The organism is Afifella aestuarii, assembly GCF_004023665.1.
Classification (GTDB): Bacteria; Pseudomonadota; Alphaproteobacteria; order Rhizobiales; family Afifellaceae; genus Afifella; species Afifella aestuarii.
This window is the reverse complement of sequence record NZ_SAUF01000001.1, coordinates 1,584,863-1,606,069: the sequence shown is the minus strand read 5'-3', so window position 1 is coordinate 1,606,069 and position 21,207 is coordinate 1,584,863. Positions and strand designations below refer to the sequence as shown.

Here is a 21,207-nt window from a genome sequence, read left to right as displayed (position 1 = left end):
CGCGCTATTCGGCGGCGACCGCCAGCGGCTCGGTCTTGGTCCAGGGAGCGTCGAACAGATCCCAGACGGGGTTGTTGATGGCGAGGTCCATGTCGCGGGCGAAAACCGCGAAACCGTCGTAGCCGTGATAGGGGCCGGAATAGTCCCAGGAATGCATCTGACGGAACGGGATGCCCATCTTCTGCACCGGGTACTTTTCCTTGATGCCCGAGCCGACGAGATTGGGCCGGATCTGCTCGATGAACTTCTCCAGCTCGTAGCCGGTCACGTCATCGTAGATGAGCGTGCCTTCTTTCACGTAATGGCCGGTACGCTGATAATCGTCGTTATGGGCGAATTCATAACCCGTTCCGACGATTTCCATGCCGAGATCGTCATAAGCATTGACGATGTGGCGCGGACGCAGGCCGCCGACATAGAGCATCACCGTCTTGCCTTCGAGGCGCGGCTTGTACTTTGAGATGACGGCATCGACGAGCGGCTGGTACTTGGCGATGACGCGCTCGGCACCTTCCTTGATGGTGTCATCAAAGTAGCTGGCGATATGGCGCAGCGATTGGGCGATCTGCGTCGGGCCGAAGAGATTGTACTCCGTCCACGGCACGCCGTGCTTCTCTTCCATGTGGCGGCAGATGTAGTTCATCGACCGGTAGCAATGGATGAGGTTGAGCTTCGCCTTCGGCGCCTGCTCGAGTTCGGCAAGCGTGCCGTCACCGGACCAGCTGCCGATGACGCGGAGGCCCATCTCTTCCAGGAGCCGGCGCGAGGCCCAGGCATCGCCGCCGATATTGTAGTCGCCGATGATGGTGACGTCGTAATCCGTCGCCTCGAACTCGCGTTCGCTCTTGTCGAGCACCCAGTCGCGGATCGTGTCGTTGGCGATGTGGTGGCCGAGCGACTGCGACACGCCACGGAAGCCCTCGCAGCGCACCGGCACGACAGTCTTGCCGGTTTCGCTCTTCTTCTTGCGCGCCACGGCCTCGATATCGTCACCGATCAGACCGATCGGGCATTCCGACTGCACGGAGATGCCGTTGGCGAGCGGGAACAGCTCGTTGATCTCGTCGATCACCTTTTCGAGCTTCTTGTCACCGCCGAAGACGATGTCGCGCTCTTGGAAGTCGGTGGTGAACTGCATCGTCACGAAGGTGTCGACGCCGGTCGTGCCGGTGTAATAGTTGCGGCGCTGGGCCCAGGAATACTGGCCGCAGCCGACAGGGCCATGGCTGATATGGACCATGTCCTTCACCGGGCCCCACACCACGCCCTTGGATCCGGCGTAGGCGCAGCCGCGGATCGTCATGACGCCCGGGATCGACTTGATGTTGGATTTGACGGCACATTCCGACAGATTCTGTTCGCCACCCTCTTCAGGGGCCTCCGCAGGCTTGGCGACACTCAGATGCCGGCTCCGCTTCTTTTGGGCCTTGTCCGGATAGGCCTTCAACACCTCCTCAATGAGGCTGGCGTGGAACTCGGCGTCGTTCTTGTGGTCGAGGCTCATAGCGCTCTCCTCATCGAACAATGTTGAAGATGAGCCCGGCCACCGCCCCGCGGCGGCCGGGCGGGACAATTAGGCCGCGGCTTCGGCGGCCTTTGCGGCTTCCTTGGCCTGGAGTTCGGCGAGCGCCTGCTCCTCGGTCTTCATGATGCCGAAATCGAGCAGCATCTGCTCAAGCTCGTCCATGGAAACCGGCGTCGGGATCGTGCCCTGGCCGGAATTCGCGTGGATCTTCTCCGCCAGCGTCCGGTATTCCTTCGCCTGGTTGGAATCCGGGGCGTACTGGATGACCGTCTGACGACGCAGCTCGGCGTGCTGGACGATGTTGTCGCGCGGCACGAAGTGAATGAGCTTGGTATTGAGCTTCTCTGCCAGCGCTTCCGACAGCTCCAGCTCCTGGTCGGTCTGGCGCTCGTTGCAGATGAGGCCGCCGAGACGCACGCCGCCCGAATGGGCGTACTTCAAGATGCCCTTGGCGATATTGTTGGCGGCGTAAAGCGCCATCATCTCGCCGGACATGACGATGTAGATTTCCTGCGCCTTGTTTTCGCGGATCGGCATCGCGAAGCCGCCGCAGACCACGTCGCCGAGCACGTCGTAGGAGACGTAATCGACATCGTCATAGGCACCGTTTTCTTCGAGGAAGTTGATGGCGGTGATGACGCCGCGGCCGGCACAGCCGACGCCGGGCTCAGGACCACCGGATTCCGTGCACTTGATGCCCTTGTAGCCAAGCTTGAGAACATCCTCGAGCTCGAGATCCTCCACAGAGCCCGCCTCGGCCGCGAGGCTCAAAACCGTGTCCTGCATCTTGGTGTTGAGGATGAGGCGGGTGGAATCCGCTTTCGGATCGCAACCCACAATCAGAATCTTCTGCCCCATTTCGACAAGTGCCGCGAGGGTGTTCTGAGAAGTGGTCGACTTGCCGATGCCGCCCTTCCCGTAGAACGCAATCTGGCGAAGTGAACTCATAGTGTCTCTCCAGGTTGTCCGGTTCAAAACTGTTCCAGCGGGCGCTCTCGGCCGCGTGCCCTTAGATACGCAAAGGGCGTGCCAACTTGGAGAAAACGAAATTTTCCTTATTTATTAAGTGGTGGTGAGATTTTTGAGAGAGCCGAGCGTCCGACAGTCGCTGTCCGATCTCCGACAAAAGACGACAGTGGGACGCGAGCCGAACAACCGACAAAACCGACACGACATCGCGGATGTCGCGTTTCGTCGTGACCTGGCGCAGCGACAGGCCAAAGCGCCGCGAGCGATCGGCCGCAAAAGCTGTCGGCCGCATAAAAGTCATGTGAGGAAAAGAAGAGGCTCAGGCGAGCTCTGCGAGGCGTTCGGCCAGTCTTGCCGGGGAAACGGCAAGCGGCGTGATCGTTTCCGTCTCGAAGAAGCGCAGCTCGTTGCGCGTGAGCCCTTCGGGCTCCACCAGCGCGAAATAAGGCCCCTTGGAACGCTTCATGATCTGCCGGGCATAGAGCCGGAGCATCTGATCGTCGAAGCGACAGCCGATGAAGAGAAACCCGCAACTCGTCCGTCGCGCGCGCACGATCTCAGGGATCGGCGTCTGGATGTCGATTTCCGTCAGCACTTCAACATAGTCGGAATCGGCGATGAGATAATTGTGGGCCGGCGCCACGCCGCCATGCGGCTTATAGAGGAGCGTCCGCCATTCATCTTGCGGCGCGCTCACCTCCCCGCCTTCGGCATCGTAAAAGCGGAACCAGAGAAATTCGCCGATGCCGGCGCGGGTGATCCCCTGCACTTCGCCCCAATCGGCGCCCCGGCTGGTGCATTGAGCGAGCGCGGACCGCATCGCCCCATCGTACCAGCTGTCGACGATCATCGGGATTTCCGAACATGAGGCGAGCGCCTCGTGAAGCGGCGTCGGTGCCACCGGTTCGGCAAACGCCGCTGCCATCAGGGCGTCGAGCGTCTTGCGATGCTTGCGCCCCTCGATGAACTGCGCGGAGGCCCAGGGATTGCCCCGGGCCCGTCTCGGCAGGGCGACTTTTGCGGAGAAGAATTCGGCCAATGCCGCATAGCTTGTCGGGACGCCCGCATCGGCGGGCAACACACCGGGACCGAGATAAGGAATGATGCCGCCGCCCTTCAGGCGACGGACGATATCGTCAAGAATCGGCTCGGCGTTGCGGACAACCACCTCGTCCAAAGCCGCAGCAGCACTCATGAAACGCTTTCCGGGCGGCGCCGCGCTTCGACCGTGATCGGGAGCTTGGTGTCGACGTCCATCTCCGGCAGCTCGAGAATCCAGCCGTTCTTCAGCTTCACCCAGCCGCCCCACAGCGCCTCGTGCTCGCATTCGACGATCGGCTCTTCGAGATCCTTCTTCGCGACATAGGCGGAAAGCCCCTTGGGCGTGCTGCGGATCATCACTTTCATGCTGCTGTCTCCTGCTCGTCCGAAATGTCGCTCGCCGCTCCGTCGCCCGCATCGACGGCGATCAGCTCGCGCCCGCGCATGCCGACGATCCTGCCGCAGTCGAGAAACTCGACCGCGTAGATGTAAAACCGCTGCAGATAGGTGCCGACGTCGCGCACATATCCTTCGTCACCTTTGCGCACGACGATCTCGCCGATCTCGCAGCCAGGCATCGTCCCGTCGTTCTTGACGGCCTTGCGGGCACGCACCTTGGCGCCGGGCATGAAGAGAGGCTGATCGTAGATCTCCACCTCTTCTTCGCGGGCAAGTCCCATCGCAGTCTCCTTCACGACATGGCGAATGTCAGGTCGGGGGTGATCCGTCCGGGGCGCAAAAGACAGCGCCGGCGGGCCGAACCCGACCCGCCGGCGGCCAATTCAACTCAGGCCGGGACGCAGGTGTCCGGGACCGGGCAGACGGCGACGCATTGCGGGGCATCGAAATGTCCCTCGCATTCCGTGCACTTGTCCTGATCGATGATGTAGGTGTCGCCTTTGAACTTGATCGCCGCGTTCGGGCACTCGAATTCACAGGCGCCGCAAACGGTGCACTGGGACTTGATGATCTTGTAAGCCATTTGATTTCTCCTCTCGGTTAGGCTGTCAGCATTGCAGGCTGGGTGCCGTATTCGGCGGCGTACCAGGCAGCAATCCCTGCCTCGATCCAGTCAAAAGCATGGGCGTCGCTCGCCTTGATGCCGACCTTCTCCAGTCGATCTTTTGGGGCTTCGCCAATCTTCGCGCACAAAACCGTGGAGACGCCTTGCAGCGTTTCGACAATGCCGTCGAAGGCCCTCTCCTCGCCGTGTCCACCATGGCAATATTGCTCGACTTTGCGATGCCCCACGAAGGTCACGCCACCAGGTGAAACTTCGAAGACCTGGAATTCCTGTGCATGACCGAAGTGTAGATTGATACGCCCGCCACCTCTTGTTGCCACCGCGACAAGAAGCGCCGGCGCATCCCGAACTTCGGCAAGATCTGCTTTGGCCGCCTCTTTGGTCGCCGCGTGCTCGCCGCGCACCGTCGCGACCACCGAGCGATATTCCTCGCGTCGCGCCGGATCGTAGGACACCGTCTCGGGCAGCTGATCCATGGTGAATTCCTGGCCGCGATCTTCGCCGAGGATACCGACCGCATCGGCGCGGCACTGGCGGCAATGTCGCATCAGCTTGGTTCCGCCCTCCACCTTGTCCTGCAGCGCCTTCACCTCCATCGGCGTGGGCCCGCGCTGCCCCGTCAGCCCGAAATGCGTGCCGTGGGCGGGGTCGGAAATGAGCGGCATGATGTTGTGGAGGAAGGCGCCCTTCGCCTTCACCGCCTTATTCACCTCGATCAAATGCTCGTCGTTGATCCCGGGGATCATGACGGAATTGACCTTCACCAGGATGTCGCGGGCCACGAGCATCTCCAGGCCGAGCATCTGCCGCTCCAGCAGGATCCGAGAGGCCTCCACGCCCGTCCAGCGCCGGTGATCGTAGAAGACCCAGGGATAGATCTTCGCGCCGATCTCCGGATCGATCGCATTGATGGTGATCGTCACATGGTCGATCGCCATCTCGGCGATCTCGTCGACGTAATCCGGCAGCGCCAGACCGTTGGTCGACAGACAGAGCTTGAGGTCCGGGATTTCCTTGGAAACCCGCTCAAACGTCTCTTTCGTCTTGCGCCAATCGTAGCAGGCGTCGCCGGGGCCGGCGATGCCGAGGACGGAAAGCTGCGGCACCTCGTTGGCGACCGCGATGACTTTCTTGACCGCCTGATCGGGGTCGAGCCGCTCGGAGACGACGCCCGGCCGGCTTTCATTGGCGCAATCGTACTTCCGATTGCAGTAATTGCACTGGATGTTGCAGGCGGGCGCGACGGCGACATGCATGCGCGCGAAATAATGATGCGCCTCTTCCGAATAGCAGGGGTGATCCTTCACCCGCTCCCACAATTCCGGAGACATATCGGCGGGTCCGTCAGAAGAGCCGCAGCTCGATGAGGCGCAGCCGGACTTGGCCAGCGAGGCCCGCATTTTGGCGGCAGATGTCGGCGCCTTCAGGCTGCCAAGCGAGATGAGCTGAGCCAATCGATCCCTCCGCGACACACATCCAAAGCGTCTTTCAGGAACCGTGCAGCAAGCCCCATGCCAAAACGAAAATGGCGTATTTACAAGGGGTTGGCATCACCCAGCCAGAGACAAAACCCTGTCGCGGCTCCGACATCGTGTCGGGTCTCCGACATTGGCGGGCCTGCCGTCCTACTCAGAAGCGCTTGATCGGAATCGAATGCTTGCGAAGGGCGTAGCCGATCTGGCGCGGCGTCATGCCGAGAATGCGCGCCGCCTTCGCCTGCACCCAGCCCGCCGTCTCCATCGCCTCGACCAGCCGGTCACGCTCCGAGCGCGTATCTCCTCCGGGCACCGGGCAGGCGCCGGGCGACGGGCAGGCTTGCGGCGAAGCAGGGCTTTCCCCCTCGGCAAAAACCGTCCCGCCCATCTGCGGCTGCGGTTGGATGACCGGCAGCGGCTGGAATCCGGGCGAAGGGGCAGCCCTCTGGCTTCCCTGCCAGAGAACGGAGGAAAGGCATCCGTCATTCTGACAGGCAAGATCATGCGCCACGATCTGCTGGTCGCGCGCCAGCGTCGCCGTGCGCCGGATGCAGTTTTCCAATTCCCGCACATTGCCGGGGAAGAAGCAGCCGGAGAGCGCGCGAAGCGCTTCGCTCGTCAGGGTGAGATCGGTGCTGTGCTCCTTGTTGAAGCGCTGCAGGATCTCCTGCGCGAGAAGCGGGATATCGCCGGTCCGCTCGCGCAATGGCGGCAGGAAAATCGGTACCACGCTGATCCGGTAGTAGAGATCCGCACGAAATTCGCCCTTGCTGACGGCGGCCTCCAGATCCCGGTTGGTAGCACATACGAGCCGCACATCGACCTTGAGCGAGCGCGTGCCACCGACACGTTCAAACTCGCCCTCCTGCAGCACCCGCAAGAGCTTCGCTTGAAAGGCGGCGGAAATCTCGCCGATTTCGTCGAGAAAGAGCGTGCCGCCATGGGCGAGTTCGAAGCGCCCCTTGCGCTGCTGGATGGCCCCGGTGAAGGCCCCCTTCTCATGGCCGAAGAGCTCCGATTCGAGCACGCTTTCCGGCAGTGCCGCACAATTGAGTTTGACGAAAGGGCCGGAACTGCGCGGCGACAGATCGTGGATCGCCGAGGCGAAGAGCTCTTTGCCGGTGCCCGATTCCCCACGCAGCAGCACGGTCGAACGACTGCGCGCCACGATCCGCACCTTGTCGAGGGCCGCACGCAAGGCCGGGCTCTCGCCGACGATGCCTTCGATCTTGCCGGAGGCCACGCCGTCGTCTCGCCCCGCCGACAATTGCTTTTCGAGCCGCCGTTGTTCGGCCATCAGTCGCTCGCGGTCGCGCGCCACCGCCTTGTGCAACCGCAACGTCTGGCCGAGGAGATTGGCGACAAGTGTCAGAAAACGGACATCCTGATCGAACGGTGTCTGATCGGCGAATTCGTAGCTGCGGTCGATCGTCAGCGTGCCGACGACCGCCTCGCCGTTTTTGATCGGCACACCGATCAGCGAAAACGGCTTTCCATCCTCCGACCCCCAGCCGTCGAGATCCGTCCCGGCGAATAGCTGGTCGCTGCGCACATCCGGCACCACGAGGGGCATGCAGGTGGCCACGATCTGACCGATCGCCTGCTCAGGCAGGCGCTTGAAATAGCGCTTGGCGTTTTCCTCGCTCCATCCCGAACCGACGACGATCTCCGGCTCCCCATCGCCGTCCAGAAGCGCAATCAAACCATGGCGCATATCGAGAAAGCTGGAGAGCAGCGTGAGCACGCCAGCGAGCGTCGTCTCCAGCCGGTTCGGCGCGCTGAGGAGCTTTGAGATCTCATAGATCCCAATAAGCTCGATATCGGCGCGGCTTGTCCGCCCATGTGTACCGTTGCCGGGGCTGTGCACTGTCACGGTCTCCGCCCTCCATGACGATCTCGATGCGCATGCATCGAATACGCAGGCTGAAAGGCCCCCAAACCTTCCAAGATTCAGCCTACCTATGTTGCATCTGCTAAATAGTTAGACCAATGCGAAGGCTCGCACAGGTTCGACTTTTGTCGGACCCTAAAGAAAACCGCGAAAACAGGCTTTGCATAAGAGCCATGCGTCTTCCATAGAGCCATTCTACAGATCTTCTTTGCATATTCCGTGCCAGACGCAGGAAGACTTCAGAAGCCCCTGTAGAGAGGCGTTTTTCTGCAGAGAGGCCGAAACGCACGCACTGAGACGAAGGCGAAGACAATTCTTTTTCTGAAGGACATCAATCTGTAAAAATTTTCACCGTCGCGAGCGGAATTGCAGGCATCAGGAGAACAGATTTTTCGGAGATCAGGCAGAATCCGGCCTAATTCGCCCCGTCGGTAGACAGCACCACATGCGCGGGTGCATGACCGCTCCTCACCGGATTTTGCTTTTAGAAGCAAGCCATTGGCAGCTCCCGCAGCATTCGCTGCCATCAGGAGGAAAAAGTGAGAGCTATTGCGCTTGTGTCCGCGTTCTTTGGGCGCACCTTTGCCTTGTGGGTCATTGCCTTCGCGGTCCTCGGATTCGTCCTTCCCGACGTATTCCGAACCCTTGTCCCCTATATCGTCCCGCTCCTCGGCATGATCATGTTCGGCATGGGGCTGACGATCTCGCTGAAGGATTTCCGCGAGGTCGTCCGCCGGCCGAAGGACGTGGCGATCGGGGTCGGCGCGCAATTCCTCATCATGCCGCTCGTTGCGGTCGCCCTCACATCGATCATTCCGATGTCGCCGGAAGTGGCGGCCGGCGTCATCCTGGTCGGCTGCTGCCCGGGCGGCACGGCCAGCAACGTGATGACGTATCTGTGCCGCGGCGACGTGGCGTTGAGCGTCGCCTGCACCAGCGTCACGACCTTGGCAGCACCGATCGTCACGCCCTTCCTCGTCTGGCTTTTCGCCAGCCAGTATCTGCCGGTCGATGCCGTGAGCATGTTCATCTCGATCGTGAAGATGATTCTTCTGCCGCTCGGCCTCGGCTTCGTCATGCAGAAGCTGGCGCCCTCGCTGGTGCGCGCCGCGATTCCCGCGCTGCCGCTCGTCAGCGTCACCGGCATCGTTCTCATCATCGCGGCCGTGGTTGCGGTCAATCAGGAGAAAATCGCCACGACCGGTCTTCTCATCTTCGCCGTCGTCGCCCTCCACAACGGCATCGGACTGGCGCTCGGCTATTGGCTCGCGCGCATGAGCGGCATGCCGGTGGCCAAGCGCAAGGCGATCTCAATCGAGGTCGGCATGCAGAATTCCGGCCTGGGGGCGGCGCTCGCCAGCGCCCATTTCTCGCCCCTCGCCGCCGTGCCGAGCGCGATCTTCAGCGTCTGGCACAACATCGCCGGCGCGATCGTGGCAAATATCTACAAAAAGCTCGACGACGGACGCGCGCTGCGCAGCGAGATGGCGCCTGTCCGCTCAAGCTGATCGGCGTCGCTCACACCCCAAAAAGCGAAAACCCGGCCGCAAGGCCGGGTTTTTTGTGCCGAGGCGCGCCAGCCGGAGAAGGCTCTCCACAGCGCGCTCTGTCGTTTTTGAAAGATTGGTGGGTGAGCAGGGACTCGAACCCTGGACCCGCTGATTAAGAGTCAGCTGCTCTACCAACTGAGCTACACACCCGAAGCGTGGGCGCTGTATAGTGGCGCCAGACGCGCTGTGCAAGCCATCAGACGCGGCATCGGTGCAGAATTGCACAACGCATCGATTTTCGTCAGGATATTCGTCCCCTGCCGGTACCCGCCCGAACGATGACGGCGCCGGCTCGCGCCCTTCCACCCCCAAGACCATGTGATGCCGATGACCGCGCCCGATACGCTTATGCCCGACCTCGCCTCCCATATCGCCGGAGAAAAGGTGGCCGGCGGTGGCGAGAAGATCGCCACGATCAATCCCGCGAACGGCACGATCCTCGCCCGCTTCGCGGCCGCCGACAGCGCGACAATCGACCGCGCCGTCGCCGCAGCCCAGACCGCACAGCGCGAATGGCAGGCAATGGCGCCGGCCGAACGCGGCCGCGTCCTCAACCGCGTCGCCCATCTCCTGCGCGCCCGTACGGACGAACTCGCGCGTCTCGAAGTCCTCGACACCGGCAAGCCCATCCAGGAGGCCCCGGAGGCCGATATCGGCTCAGCCGCCGATTGTTTCGAGTTCTTCGCAGGCCTCACCCAGATCGTCCATGGCGAGCATATGCCGCTTGGCGAGGATGCCTTCGCCTATACGCGCCGCGAGCCGCTCGGCGTCTGCGCCGGCATCGGCGCCTGGAACTATCCGATCCAGATCGCCTCCTGGAAGACGGCGCCGGCGCTTGCCGCCGGCAATGCCATGATCTTCAAACCGAGCGAGCTGACGCCGATCACCGCGCTCAAACTGGCCGAGATCGTCGAAGAGGCCGGCGCCCCGAAAGGTCTCTTCAATGTCGTCCTCGGCGCCGGCGAAACAGGCGCCGCCATGACGGCCCATCCCGGCATCGCAAAAGTGTCGCTGACCGGCTCCGTACCTACGGGAAAGCGCATCATGGCGGCCGCGGCCGAGACGCTCAAACACGTCACGATGGAGCTCGGCGGCAAGTCGGCACTCATCGTCTTCGAGGACGCCGACATCGATGATTCGGTTTCTGCGGCGCTGCTTGCAAACTTCTACACGCAGGGCGAAATCTGCTCCAATGGCACGCGCGTCTTCGTACATGAATCAGTTCGCGAGGAATTCCTCGCAAGGCTCACGGAGCGCACGGAAAAAATCCGTCTCGGCGATCCGCTCGATCCGGACACACAGATGGGCCCGCTCATCTCCGAAGCGCATCTTCAAAAAGTCCTCGCCTATGTCGAAAAGGGCGTCGCGGAAGGTGCAAAGCTCGTCACCGGCGGCGAGCGGCTGACGACGGACGCCTTCAAGGACGGCTTCTTCATGAGCCCGGCGATCTTCGCCGAGACACGCGACGACATGACGATCGTCTGCGAAGAGATTTTCGGCCCCGTCATGAGCGTCCTCTCGTTCTCCGAGGAGGCAGACGTCGTCGCCCGCGCCAATGCGACGCCCTTCGGCCTCGCGGCAGGACTGATGACGCAGAACCTTGCGCGCGCCCACCGCGTCGCGGCCGCGCTGCAGGCGGGCACGATCTGGGTCAATTCTTACAATCTGACGCCGATCGCCATGCCCTTCGGCGGCACCAAGCAGTCCGGCATTGGCCGCGAGAACGGCCTCGCCGCGCTCGATTTCTACACCGAGCGGAAAAGCGTCTACGTGAATCTCGGAAAGGTCGAGGCGCCCTACTAGGAATCCTCCGCCGTCGACACGGCCCATTGATCGTGACCCGGGCGAAACTGCTATGGAGAGCGCTCCCACGATTCTCCACGCGACCTCACATGCCCACGAAAGCCGTCGAAATCCTCAAGGCCGTCTATGGCTATGATGCGTTCCGTGGCCCGCAGGCGCGCATCATCGAGCATGTGATCGCCGGCCATAACGCCTTCGTGCTGATGCCGACCGGCGGCGGAAAATCGCTCTGCTACCAGATCCCGGCGATCGCCCGACCCGGCATGGCGTTGATCGTCTCCCCGCTTCTGGCGCTGATGGCCGATCAGGTCGCGGCCTTGCGCCAGGCAGGGGTGAAAGCCGCCGCGCTAAACTCCGATCTTCCGCCGGAAGAGCGGCGCGCCTTGTGGAGCGATATCGAGGCCGGCGCACTCGATCTCCTCTATGTCGCGCCCGAAACGCTCTTGCGCGGTGGGGTTCTGGAGCGCCTGGGTCGGACAAGATTGTCGCTGATCGCGATCGATGAAGCCCACTGCCTGTCGCAATGGGGTCACGACTTCCGCCCCTCCTACCGCCAGCTCGACGTGCTCGTGCGCCAGTTCCCGAAGACGCCGCGCATGGCCCTGACGGCAACGGCCGATGCGCCGACGCGCGCCGAGATCCTGTCGCATCTGGAGATCGCCGAAGCCGACGCCTTCATCGCCGGTTTCGACCGACCCAACATCCGCTACGCCATAGCCGAAAAAGATAATCCCCGCGCTCAGTTGAAGGATTTTCTCAAGCGCCATCGAGGCGAGAGCGGCATCGTCTACTGCCTCTCCAAGCGCAAATGCGAGGAGACGGCCGCCTGGCTGCGGGGCGAGGGTTACGACGCCCTCGCCTATCACGCGGGCATGGATAAGGCCGATCGCGAGGCGAACCAGCAGCGTTTCCAGCATGGCGAGGCGGTCGTCATGGTCGCCACGATCGCTTTCGGCATGGGCATCGACAAACCGGACGTGCGCTTCGTCGCCCATATCGATCTGCCGGGCAGTCTGGAGGCCTATTATCAGGAGACCGGCCGCGCCGGGCGGGACGGCCTGCCCGCCGAGACGCTGATGCTCTACGGTCCTGAAGACGTCGCGCTGCGCAACCGCTTCATCGAGGAATCGGATGCCCCGGACGAGCGCAAGCGGACGGAGCGGCAGAAGCTCGACGCGCTCCTGGGTCTCGCCGAGACGGCGGGTTGCCGCCGCCAGGTGCTGCTCGCCTATTTCGGCGATCATTGCGAGCCTTGCGGCAATTGCGACACCTGCACCGCGCCACCACAGCTCTTCGACGGGACGATCGCGGCGCAGAAGGCGCTCTCCTGCATCTACCGCACCGGCGAGCGCTTCGGGCAGGCCTATATCGTCGATGTTCTTCTCGGCGTGGAGAGCGAGCGCATCGCGCAGTTCGGCCATGACCGCATCTCCACCTTCGGCATCGGCAAGGAGCACGACAGCCGCCTGTGGCGTGCGATCCTGCGCCAGCTGATCGCGCTGCGCCTCGTCGACGTCGACCTTGCGGGCCACGGGGGCCTGTCGATCTCGCCCGCCGGTCGCGACTTCCTTCGCGACAAGCCGACGCTCAAGTTGCGCGTGCCGCCCCCTCGCCGAAGCCGGCGCGGCAAGGGCGGGCAAAGCACCACCCAGTCCGTCGTGCCGGAAGCCGATCGGGATCTCTTTCAGGCGCTCAGAGAAAAACGTCTCGAGATCGCACGGCAACAGAACGTGCCACCCTATGTGATCTTTCACGACAAGACGCTGATCGAGCTCGCGGCGGCGCGCCCCCGCTCGCGCGCCGAGATGGCCCATGTTCCCGGGGTCGGCGAGGCCAAGCTCGATCGCTACGGCAGCGCCTTCGTGGCGGTGATCGCCGATTTTTCAGGGCGTTCTTCTTAAGCCTCGGACGCGAGCGCAGACGAATGCTCTTCGTCCGACTCCCTTCATGCCGCTACCGATGGCGAAACCGAAGCGAGCCTCGGCTCCCCTTCGCGCGCAGGTCTTAGGGCGCAGGGCCAAGAGCTCAGCGCATCATCAGCCATGCCGCCGCATAGACGAGGCCGAACAGCACCGGCTGATGGATGAGGTAGAAGGCCAGCGAATGGCGTCCGCCGAAGGCGAGCGCCTGCGAGATCGGATCGCGCACGGGCTTTGCCAGCAGTCTCAAAACTTGCTGATTTTTCAGAAGCAGACGCCCACCGACGAGGCCTGACAGGACGACGCCGAACCACGGAAAGAGCGGCACATAATCGTTGGTGAACGGGCGGTAGGTCATCAGCCCGAGAAACTGCAGATAGCGGCCGTTGAAAGCAGGGCCTGCGAGGAAACCCGCCCCGAACAGGAAGAACGCTGCCGCAGCTGCGACGAGCCATAACGGCGCCCGCAGGAAGAGGAGGCCGAGCACGCTCGCCAGTGCGATCTCGTGCAGAATGCCGAAGAAGATATAGGCCTCCGGGAAGACCAGATAGGTGACGACGGTAATCGCCGCCGCGCCGCCCGCGACCATCGCAAGACGTTTGAGGAAGGGCCGCAAGCGAAGCCCGGAATGATGGGCGAGCGCGAGACTGACGCCGACGAGGAACAGAAACGATCCGGCGATCATGCGCGCGAACAGAATCCAGCCCGGTGCACTCGCCACGCCCGCATCGGAAAACCCGAAGAAGGCGAGATCCCAGGAGCAGTGGTAGACGGCCATCGCCACGAGCGCGATGCCGCGAAAGACATCGATCCAGATGAGCCGCGGCAGCCGCGCGCCGGCGGCCGGCGGATCGAGACGCCCGGCCTTTTCGCCGAACGAGGCGCCCGTCCCGTCCAAAACATTCCGGCCTGGCGTTTCCGCCGGACCGGTGATGCTGTCGTGCGTTTGTTCGTGTGCCAAGGGCAGCCGCGTCAGCCGGCCTGCGCGTGCAGCCGTTCGCCGCGCGCGATCAGCTTGTTGACCGCGGCGAGATAGGCTTTTGCGGAGGCCACGAGCGTGTCGGGATCGGAGGCACGGCCGGTCACCGCCCGGCCCTCGCGATCTTCGACGCGCACAGAAACCTCCGCCTGCGCGTCCGTGCCGCCGGTCACCGCATGCACCTGATAGAGCGCCAGGGTCGCCTCATGCGGAACGAGCGATTTGATCGCATTGAAGGCGGCATCGACCGGGCCGTTGCCCGTCGCCTGGAAGGTGCGATGCTGGCCGTCCTGACTGACAGTCAGGGTCGCGGCCTGCGGGCCCATCGTGCCGGCAATGATCGTCAGCGCTTCCAGCCGGATACGATCGGCCGCATTCGCCAGCTTCTCGTCGACCAGCGCCTCGATGTCCTCGTCAAAGACATGCTTCTTGCGATCGGCCAGCGCCTTGAAGCGGTTGAAGGCATCCTCGAACGCATTGTCGCCCAGATCGTAGCCGAGCTCCTTCAGCTTGGAGCGGAAGGCATTGCGGCCGGAATGCTTGCCCATGACGAGGGAGGTCTTCTGAACGCCGACGGATTCCGGCGTCATGATCTCATACGTCTGGGTATGCTTCAGCATGCCGTCCTGGTGGATGCCGCTTTCATGCGCGAAGGCATTGCGACCGACGATCGCCTTGTTGAACTGCACCGGGAAGGAGGTCGCCGAAGACACCATCTTCGAGGCGCGCGTCAGCATCTTCGTATCGATGCCGGTGTGATAGGGCAGAACGTCCCGGCGCGTTTCGATCGCCATGACGATTTCTTCCAGCGCCGCATTGCCGGCCCGTTCGCCGATGCCGTTGACGGTGCATTCGATCTGGCGGCAGCCGCCGGTGACGCCGGCGAGAGAATTCGCCACCGCCATGCCGAGGTCGTTGTGGCAATGGACGGAGAAGACCGCCTGATCGGAATTGGGCACCGCCTCACGCAGGCGCATGAAGAGATCGCGATATTCGTCAGGCGTGGTGTAACCGACGGTATCGGGAATGTTGATCGTCCCGGCGCCAGAGCGGATCGCCGCTTCGACGCAGCGGCACAGGAAATCGAACTCCGTGCGCGTGCCGTCCTCGGCCGACCATTCCACATCGTCGACCAGGTTGCGCGCACGGGCGACGGAATCGGTGACGAGCTGCAGAACCTGCTCCGGCTCCTTCTGCAGCTTGAATTTCATATGCACCGGCGAGGTGGAGATGAAGGTGTGGATCCGCCCGCGCTTCGCGTGCCGCACGGCCTCGCCCGCCCGGTCGATGTCGCCCGGATTGGCCCTTGCGAGACCAGCAATGACGGAATTCTTCGAGCGGCGGGCGATTTCCGAGACCGCCTCGAAATCACCGGGCGAGGCGATCGGAAAGCCCGCTTCGATGATGTCGACACCCATCTGGTCGAGGAAGGCAGCGACTTCGAGCTTTTCCTCAAACGTCATGGTCGCGCCGGGACATTGCTCGCCGTCGCGCAAAGTGGTGTCGAAAATGACGACGCGGTCGCCTTCGGATCGGACTTCGTCGGTAATGGTCATTTGAATTCTCCTTGCCGGTCTCCCGGCTGGCCTCATCGAGGCGCTGAACGTTTCGGCTTGTTCGCGTCTCCCCTGAGTGCCCGCCCTGTGCGGCTCGGTCGAAACCGGCCCGGGCTGTCGACGCTCAGGGGCGCCTAAGGAGAAGAAGATCGAGGGGAAGAAGGGTAAGCGACAGCGCCGCGCCCAAAGGGGCACGGGAGAAAGAAATGTCGCAATGCTTCGTCGGCGAGCGCATTCGAGCGGCGTTCCACAACGTCAACACGTCACGCCTTTTAACCTCGGCGCGCCGCAAAAGCAAATGCCGGTGACGCCGCCGGGCGCCACCCACATCAAAGCCGGACATGCGGCCACGCATTCGGTAAGACAAGCGAGGCCTCTCAAACCTGGAGCACGCCTTCCATTACCTGCACGGCCGCCCCGCCGATTCGCACCGCCGTGATGGTGGAACGCGTGACGCTGACTTCGAGGCGAATGATCGAAGGCCGGCTCATCTCGAAACCCTGCTCGATGCGCACGGCATGATCGCCATCCGGCAGTTGGTCGAACTTCAGAAGCTGGCCGGCAAAGGCCGCTGCGGCCGAGCCAGTCGCCGGATCTTCCGCAATCCCGAGCGAGGGCGCGAGCATGCGGGCCCGAAATTGGTTGTCCCGCCCCTCCGGATCGCGGCAATAGAGATAGACGCCGTCCTGGCTGAAGGTTTCGGCCCAGGCAGGATGCGCCGGATCGATGGCAGCGAGCGCAGCGCGGTCCTGCACCGGCACGAAATGAAACGGCAGTCCCGCCGACCACACCATCGGCTTGTGGTTTTCGAACAGCAATTCAGCGGTCGTCAGCCCGCAGGCCGCAGCGATTTCGTCGATCTCACGGGCAGGCCCCATTTCCACGGGAAGCTTCGGACAATCGAACTCGGCGAAGCCTGCCTGCTCGGAAAGCTTCACGCCGCACCGCACCGGCCCGATCCCCTCTTCCAGAACCACGACGGCATCCTGGCCGGCAGGCTGTTCCCCGAAACGCGCCGAGGCGAGGCAGACGGCCGCGCCGACGGTCGGATGGCCTGCGAAGGGCAATTCGCTGAAAGGCGTAAAAATGCGAGCCCGCGCCGAATGCGCCGGATTGTCCGCGGAGAGAATGAAGACCGTCTCCGACAAATTGAATTCGCGCGCGATCGCCTGCATCTGGCTGGTCTCCAGCCCGTCTGCATCCATAACGATCGCCAGCGGATTTCCGGCCAAGGCCTTGTCGGTAAAGACGTCGTAGATCTGATAACGGCGTTCCACATCCCCTCCTAAGTGAACACGACACGACGTATGAGGCTTCTGATCGTCAGACCCTGCACCACGATGGAGAAAATCACCACCGCATAAGTGGTCAGGAGAATCGGCTGTTTGGCGGGCACGTCCGGCAATGACAGCGCAAGCGCGACGGAAATGCCGCCGCGCACACCGCCCCAGGTGAGCACCGCAATCGACCCGGAGGTGAAAGTCCGTTTCAGGGCAAGGAGCGTGATCGGCAGAAACACGGCGACGAAGCGCGCCACAAGCACGAGCGGGATCGTGGCCACGGCGAAAAGCGCAAGCCCCGGATCGATCGCGACGATGAGAACCTCGAGCCCGATGAGGAGGAACAGGACCGAGTTCAAGAGCTCGTCGATCACCTCCCAAAAATGAAACAGATAGGTCTTCGTCTCCTCGCTCATCGCCGTGCGCTGACCGCGATTGCCGACGAGAAGACCGGCCACGACGACGGCGATCGGTCCCGACATGTGAAGCGCGAGCGCGACGGCATAAAGACCGGTTACGAGAGCGAGACTTAAGAGGATCTCGACCGGATAATGGTCGATCGACTGCATCAGCCGGACGGCGATCCATCCGCCGACGAAGCCGAGAAGCGCGCCCCCGCCCGCCTCCAGAAGGAAGATTTCGCCGATATGGAGCGGCTCGATCTCGCCTCCCCCCGCCGCGATCGCGAGAAGCACGGTAAAGACGACGATGCCGACGCCGTCGTTGAAGAGGCTCTCGCCGGCGATTTTGACTTCGAGAGATTCAGGCACGCGCACGGATTTCAACAACGAGAGAACCGCGACCGGATCGGTCGGACTAATGAGCGCGCCGAAGACCAACGCCCAGGAAAGCGAAAGGTCCACCCCCAGGAAATTCGCCCCGAAATAGAAGCCGAAGCCGATGATGGCAGTTGAGATGAGGACGCCGAGGCTCGCCATCAGGCCGACGGCCCAGCGTTCCGACTTCAAAAGCCCGAAATCGACATGCAGGGCACCAGCGAAAAGCAGGAACGCCAGCATGCCGTGCATCAGCGTGTCGAAGAAATCGATCTGCCGGATCGTCTCCGTAAAGGCTTCGCGCACATGCGAGCCGGGCATCACGATGTCGAAGGCGACGATGGCGAGCGAGGCGAACAACGCCATCAGCAGCATTCCGATCGTATGCGGCAAGCGAATGAAGCGCACATTGACCCACCCGAAGAGGGCCGACAGAACGAGCAGAAGGGCAGAAATATCAAAAAGGCTGAGCATCGGCTTTCCTGGCAGTCGCGCCCCCCGGTCCGGTCAGTCAGATCCCTTTCCGACCGTCATGCGAGAGGGCTTGCGTTACGCCTGATGAACGGGTGAAAGGTATTTTTGGCCGGAGAAACCCTGGGTTGACAAGGATGGAAGATCAGGAAAAGCGGTCCGAGCACCGCGCACGGGCCCTCAAATCCGCGAAAATCGTACTGAACGACCGCCACTCCACGATCGATTGTGTGGTGCGGGACCTGTCGAAAGGCGGGGCAAAACTCAAAGTGACCAACCCGGTCGCCGTCCCGGAGAGCTTCGAGCTTCTCCTGGAATCGGACAATGTGATGCTGAAGGCCGAAGTGATCTGGCGCAAGGGCGACCAGGTTGGCGTGCAGTTCATCCGCGAACAGGCCGACTGAGGCACGAGAGACCAAAGCAAAAGGGGGCCGGCATGCCGACCCCCTCGAAACCGTGACGCAAGGCGAGGAGTATCCCCCTCGCCGCAGCCTCAGTTCTTCGCCTTGTCGACGAGCTGGTTCTCTTTGATCCAGGGCATCATCTCACGCAGCTTGGCGCCGGTCGCCTCGAGCTGATGCGCGTCGTTCATGCGGCGCGTGCCCTTGAAGCGGGGCTGTCCGGCGCGGCACTCCGTCATCCAATCGGAGGTGAACTTGCCGGTCTGAATGTCCTTCAGGACCGCGCGCATCGCCTGCCGGGCTTCATCGGTGATCACCCGAGGACCGGACATGTACTCGCCGTATTCGGCGGTGTTGGAGATCGAGTAGTTCATGTTGGCGATGCCGCCCTCATAGATGAGGTCGACGATGAGCTTCATCTCGTGGACGCATTCGAAATACGCCATCTCCGGCGCGTAGCCGGCTTCCACCAGCGTCTCGAAACCGGCACGCATCAGCTCCACGACGCCACCGCACAGAACGGCCTGCTCGCCGAAGAGGTCGGTCTCGCACTCTTCCTTGAAGGTCGTCTCGATGATGCCGGCGCGTCCGCCGCCGATCGCCGACGCATAGGCGACTGCAACGTCGTGCGCATTGCCGGTTGCGTCCTGCTGAACGGCGACGAGGCACGGAACGCCAGCGCCGCGCTGATATTCCGAACGCACGGTGTGGCCCGGGCCCTTCGGCGCGATCATGATCACGTCGAGGCTCGCCTTCGGCTCGATCAGATTGTAGTGCACGTTGAGACCGTGGGCGAAGGCGATCGCAGCACCGTCCTTGATGTTGGCGGCGATGTGCTCGTTGTAGATGTCGGCCTGCAGCTCATCGGGCGTGCACATCATGATGAGGTCGGCCCAGGCGGCGGCATCGGCAACCGACATCACCTTGAGGCCCGCGCCTTCCGCCTTCTTGGCCGACGAGGAGCCTTCACGCAGGGCGATCGCCACGTCCTTGACGCCTGAATCGCGCAGGTTGAGTGCATGGGCATGGCCCTGGCTGCCATAACCGACGACGGCGACCTTCTTGTCTTTGATGAGATTCACGTCCGCATCGCGGTCGTAGTAAACGCGCATTTCCGGCACCCTTCCTGAAGATGAGAGGGGCTCGCGTCGCGGCGAGCCTCAAAAAGATAATCGCGGCGTTCTAGCGGGCAGAAGGGCGGCGGGCAACCACGCGCGCGCCCGATGCCGGGTCTGCGCCGAATAAACCGGCGAAGAGCCCCGCGGAACCAGCATTCCCTTACGTCGCAAGGGCGCTCGAGCCAAACCGAAAATGACGGAAAGAAGAGGCTTATTCGAGCCCTGCGTCGTGGCCGTAGCGCACGACCTCGACCTTCTCCAGCGTGACGAGACCGCTGCCCAGCATCGGCTCCGCAGCCCGAACGAAGCTTTCGATCTTCTCAGCCGTGTCGACGATTTCGATGATGAGCGGAAGATCTTCCGAGAGACGGAGGATCTTCGAGGTGTGCAGACGGCTCGACCGGCCGAACCCCATCGGCCCACGCAGAACCGTCGCGCCGGCGAGCCCCATCTCGCGAGCCTTCAGAACGATCGCCTCATAGAGCGGGCGGCCTTCATGCTCGTCGCTTTCGCCGATGAAAAGGCGCAGGAGGCGCGCATCCTTCGTGTCAGGCATGGCTCAGCTTCCTTTCAGACGGTTGAGGCGCGTGCCGATGCGGTAGCCGACCCAAACGGCCACGAGCCAGAGAAGGACAGACGCAGCAACATTGAGCGCGGCAGCTCCGAAAGCATGCGCCTGAAGCAGGAGGAACGTCTCCAGGCTGAAAACGGAAAAAGTGGTAAAGCCGCCGCAAAAACCGGTGAGCACGCCCTGGCGCAGGATCGGCCCCGCCATGATGCGCCCATCAGGCTCCGTCAGCGTGGAATAAAGCCCGATCAGAAAAGAGCCGGCGACGTTGACGAAAAGCGTGCCCCAGGCAAAGCCGGAGCCGAGAAGCGCGAGCGCGGCCAAGGATGAGAGATAGCGCAGGAGCGAGCCGCTGGCGGCTCCAAGCGCAACGGCCATGAGGAGACGCGCCTGCCGCGGCATGGTCTCAAGCCCCCAGGAGCGCATGCGCTGCACCAAAGCCGGAGGCGACCGCGAGAAGACAGGCGGCAAGAGATACCGCGATGTTGAGGACGGCATCGAGCGGCTCGCCCGCCCGCGCCAGCGCCAGGGTCTGCAGCGCGAAGGAAGAAACGGTCGTAAAGCTGCCTAGCCCGCCGGTGACGAAGAACGCCCAGAGCGGCAGGTTCGACGGGCCCTGTGTCGCCGAATCCAACATGACCGCGGCGAGGATGCCGATCGCCCCGCAGCCGATCACGTTGACGGTGAGCGTGCCCCACGGAAAGGTCTCGCCAAAACGGCGGGCAACGAGGCCCGACACGAAAAAACGGCCGATGCCGCCGATAGCGCCCCCCAGAAAGACGAGAACGCAGGACAAGAGAAAAGTCGTCACGGCCACTGCCCTCTCAGGGCAGGCAAAGACATCCGGGGGATTGGCAGAAA

20 protein-coding genes and 1 tRNA gene are annotated in these 21,207 nt (G+C 62.8%); 4 read left to right on the top strand and 17 right to left on the bottom strand.

From position 1 onward, the window contains the following. Positions 1-4 precede the first annotated feature (4 nt). The 8 genes from nifD to nifA all read right to left on the bottom strand — a co-directional run bounded on the left by nifD (position 5) and on the right by nifA (position 7,907). On the bottom strand, positions 5-1,504 hold the full coding sequence (nifD, locus tag EO094_RS07505) for a nitrogenase molybdenum-iron protein alpha chain (RefSeq protein ID WP_128291593.1): 1,500 nt from the start codon (positions 1,502-1,504) through the stop codon (positions 5-7). A 69-nt stretch (positions 1,505-1,573) separates the two neighbouring features. Continuing rightward, positions 1,574-2,473: a nitrogenase iron protein gene (gene nifH, locus EO094_RS07500; protein WP_092811147.1), complete on the bottom strand. Its 900-nt coding sequence runs from the start codon at positions 2,471-2,473 to the stop codon at positions 1,574-1,576. Positions 2,474-2,813: 340 nt separating this feature from the next. Then, positions 2,814-3,689: an SIR2 family NAD-dependent protein deacylase gene (locus EO094_RS07495; protein WP_128291592.1), complete on the bottom strand. Its 876-nt coding sequence runs from the start codon at positions 3,687-3,689 to the stop codon at positions 2,814-2,816. Beyond that, entirely contained in the window at positions 3,686-3,901 is a 216-nt protein-coding gene (nifT, locus tag EO094_RS07490) for a putative nitrogen fixation protein NifT (protein WP_128291591.1), read from the bottom strand. Before nifT ends, EO094_RS07495 begins: the two co-directional genes overlap by 4 nt. Continuing rightward, on the bottom strand, positions 3,898-4,215 hold the full coding sequence (locus EO094_RS07485) for a nitrogen fixation protein NifZ (protein ID WP_128291590.1): 318 nt from the start codon (positions 4,213-4,215) through the stop codon (positions 3,898-3,900). Before EO094_RS07485 ends, nifT begins: the two co-directional genes overlap by 4 nt. A gap of 107 nt (positions 4,216-4,322) precedes the next feature. Further along, positions 4,323-4,517, bottom strand: a complete 195-nt coding sequence (locus EO094_RS07480) for a 4Fe-4S dicluster domain-containing protein (protein WP_092811139.1) — start codon at positions 4,515-4,517, stop codon at positions 4,323-4,325. 17 nt (positions 4,518-4,534) lie between these two features. After that, positions 4,535-5,959 (bottom strand): nitrogenase cofactor biosynthesis protein NifB, encoded by a 1,425-nt coding sequence (gene nifB / locus EO094_RS07475; protein WP_128291866.1) that lies wholly within the window; start codon positions 5,957-5,959, stop codon positions 4,535-4,537. 229 nt (positions 5,960-6,188) lie between these two features. Continuing rightward, positions 6,189-7,907 (bottom strand): nif-specific transcriptional activator NifA, encoded by a 1,719-nt coding sequence (gene nifA / locus EO094_RS07470; RefSeq protein ID WP_128291589.1) that lies wholly within the window; start codon positions 7,905-7,907, stop codon positions 6,189-6,191. A 557-nt stretch (positions 7,908-8,464) separates the two neighbouring features. Here nifA and EO094_RS07465 point away from each other — a divergent pair. Continuing rightward, complete coding sequence (locus EO094_RS07465) at positions 8,465-9,433, top strand: bile acid:sodium symporter family protein (RefSeq protein ID WP_128291588.1); 969 nt, start codon at positions 8,465-8,467, stop codon at positions 9,431-9,433. A 116-nt stretch (positions 9,434-9,549) separates the two neighbouring features. Here the strand turns inward: EO094_RS07465 and EO094_RS07460 are convergent. Continuing rightward, positions 9,550-9,625: transfer RNA gene (locus EO094_RS07460), tRNA-Lys, on the bottom strand. Positions 9,626-9,823: 198 nt separating this feature from the next. On the opposite strand from EO094_RS07460, the gene betB reads away from it, so the two are divergent. Both betB and recQ read left to right on the top strand, forming a co-directional pair. Continuing rightward, positions 9,824-11,278, top strand: a complete 1,455-nt coding sequence (gene betB / locus EO094_RS07455; protein WP_205649872.1) for a betaine-aldehyde dehydrogenase — start codon at positions 9,824-9,826, stop codon at positions 11,276-11,278. 89 nt (positions 11,279-11,367) lie between these two features. Then, the gene (gene recQ / locus EO094_RS07450) at positions 11,368-13,179 is read left to right on the top strand and encodes a DNA helicase RecQ (RefSeq protein WP_128291586.1); all 1,812 of its coding nucleotides are present in this window, start codon (positions 11,368-11,370) and stop codon (positions 13,177-13,179) included. 124 nt (positions 13,180-13,303) lie between these two features. Here recQ and EO094_RS07445 read toward each other — a convergent pair whose 3' ends face one another. The 4 genes from EO094_RS07445 to EO094_RS07430 form a co-directional block, all read right to left on the bottom strand. Then, on the bottom strand, positions 13,304-14,158 hold the full coding sequence (locus EO094_RS07445; RefSeq protein WP_128291585.1) for an acetyltransferase domain-containing protein: 855 nt from the start codon (positions 14,156-14,158) through the stop codon (positions 13,304-13,306). Between the two features lie 11 nt (positions 14,159-14,169). Then, on the bottom strand, positions 14,170-15,732 hold the full coding sequence (locus EO094_RS07440; RefSeq protein ID WP_128291584.1) for a 2-isopropylmalate synthase: 1,563 nt from the start codon (positions 15,730-15,732) through the stop codon (positions 14,170-14,172). Positions 15,733-16,109: 377 nt separating this feature from the next. Continuing rightward, a complete protein-coding gene (locus EO094_RS07435) occupies positions 16,110-17,009 on the bottom strand; it encodes a PhzF family phenazine biosynthesis protein (RefSeq protein WP_128291583.1) in 900 nt (299 codons plus the stop codon). 8 nt (positions 17,010-17,017) lie between these two features. Further along, positions 17,018-18,262, bottom strand: coding sequence for a cation:proton antiporter (locus EO094_RS07430; protein WP_128291582.1), 1,245 nt, complete (start codon positions 18,260-18,262; stop codon positions 17,018-17,020). 134 nt (positions 18,263-18,396) lie between these two features. On the opposite strand from EO094_RS07430, the gene EO094_RS07425 reads away from it, so the two are divergent. Next, complete coding sequence (locus EO094_RS07425) at positions 18,397-18,663, top strand: PilZ domain-containing protein (protein WP_128291865.1); 267 nt, start codon at positions 18,397-18,399, stop codon at positions 18,661-18,663. An 89-nt stretch (positions 18,664-18,752) separates the two neighbouring features. On the opposite strand, the gene ilvC is transcribed toward EO094_RS07425, so the two are convergent. From ilvC to crcB, 4 genes are all read right to left on the bottom strand, one after another. Beyond that, positions 18,753-19,772, bottom strand: coding sequence for a ketol-acid reductoisomerase (gene ilvC / locus EO094_RS07420; protein ID WP_092811117.1), 1,020 nt, complete (start codon positions 19,770-19,772; stop codon positions 18,753-18,755). A 217-nt stretch (positions 19,773-19,989) separates the two neighbouring features. After that, positions 19,990-20,334 carry a DUF190 domain-containing protein gene (locus EO094_RS07415; RefSeq protein WP_128291581.1) on the bottom strand — a complete coding sequence of 115 codons (345 nt, stop codon included), beginning with the start codon at positions 20,332-20,334 and terminating at the stop codon, positions 19,990-19,992. Between the two features lie 3 nt (positions 20,335-20,337). Next, a complete protein-coding gene (locus tag EO094_RS07410) occupies positions 20,338-20,772 on the bottom strand; it encodes a fluoride efflux transporter FluC (protein WP_246008384.1) in 435 nt (144 codons plus the stop codon). Beyond that, entirely contained in the window at positions 20,753-21,157 is a 405-nt protein-coding gene (crcB, locus tag EO094_RS07405) for a fluoride efflux transporter CrcB (RefSeq protein ID WP_246008383.1), read from the bottom strand. The genes EO094_RS07410 and crcB overlap by 20 nt, the downstream gene beginning before the upstream one ends. Positions 21,158-21,207 lie beyond the last annotated feature (50 nt).

Bases quoted from the DNA above. Each gene is read 5' to 3' on its own strand.
- nifD (WP_128291593.1), bottom strand. From the start codon at position 1,504: ATGAGCCTCGACCACAAGAACGACGCCGAGTTCCACGCCAGCCTCATT.
- recQ (WP_128291586.1), top strand. From the start codon at position 11,368: ATGCCCACGAAAGCCGTCGAAATCCTCAAGGCCGTCTATGGCTATGAT.
- nifH (WP_092811147.1), bottom strand. From the start codon at position 2,473: ATGAGTTCACTTCGCCAGATTGCGTTCTACGGGAAGGGCGGCATCGGC.
- EO094_RS07430 (WP_128291582.1), bottom strand. From the start codon at position 18,262: ATGCTCAGCCTTTTTGATATTTCTGCCCTTCTGCTCGTTCTGTCGGCC.
- nifB (WP_128291866.1), bottom strand. From the start codon at position 5,959: ATGCGGGCCTCGCTGGCCAAGTCCGGCTGCGCCTCATCGAGCTGCGGC.
- EO094_RS07485 (WP_128291590.1), bottom strand. From the start codon at position 4,215: ATGGGACTTGCCCGCGAAGAAGAGGTGGAGATCTACGATCAGCCTCTC.
- EO094_RS07410 (WP_246008384.1), bottom strand. From the start codon at position 20,772: ATGCGCTCCTGGGGGCTTGAGACCATGCCGCGGCAGGCGCGTCTCCTC.
- EO094_RS07440 (WP_128291584.1), bottom strand. From the start codon at position 15,732: ATGACCATTACCGACGAAGTCCGATCCGAAGGCGACCGCGTCGTCATT.
- EO094_RS07415 (WP_128291581.1), bottom strand. From the start codon at position 20,334: ATGCCTGACACGAAGGATGCGCGCCTCCTGCGCCTTTTCATCGGCGAA.
- EO094_RS07495 (WP_128291592.1), bottom strand. From the start codon at position 3,689: ATGAGTGCTGCTGCGGCTTTGGACGAGGTGGTTGTCCGCAACGCCGAG.
- EO094_RS07425 (WP_128291865.1), top strand. From the start codon at position 18,397: ATGGAAGATCAGGAAAAGCGGTCCGAGCACCGCGCACGGGCCCTCAAA.
- EO094_RS07480 (WP_092811139.1), bottom strand. From the start codon at position 4,517: ATGGCTTACAAGATCATCAAGTCCCAGTGCACCGTTTGCGGCGCCTGT.
- betB (WP_205649872.1), top strand. From the start codon at position 9,824: ATGCCCGACCTCGCCTCCCATATCGCCGGAGAAAAGGTGGCCGGCGGT.
- nifT (WP_128291591.1), bottom strand. From the start codon at position 3,901: ATGAAAGTGATGATCCGCAGCACGCCCAAGGGGCTTTCCGCCTATGTC.
- ilvC (WP_092811117.1), bottom strand. From the start codon at position 19,772: ATGCGCGTTTACTACGACCGCGATGCGGACGTGAATCTCATCAAAGAC.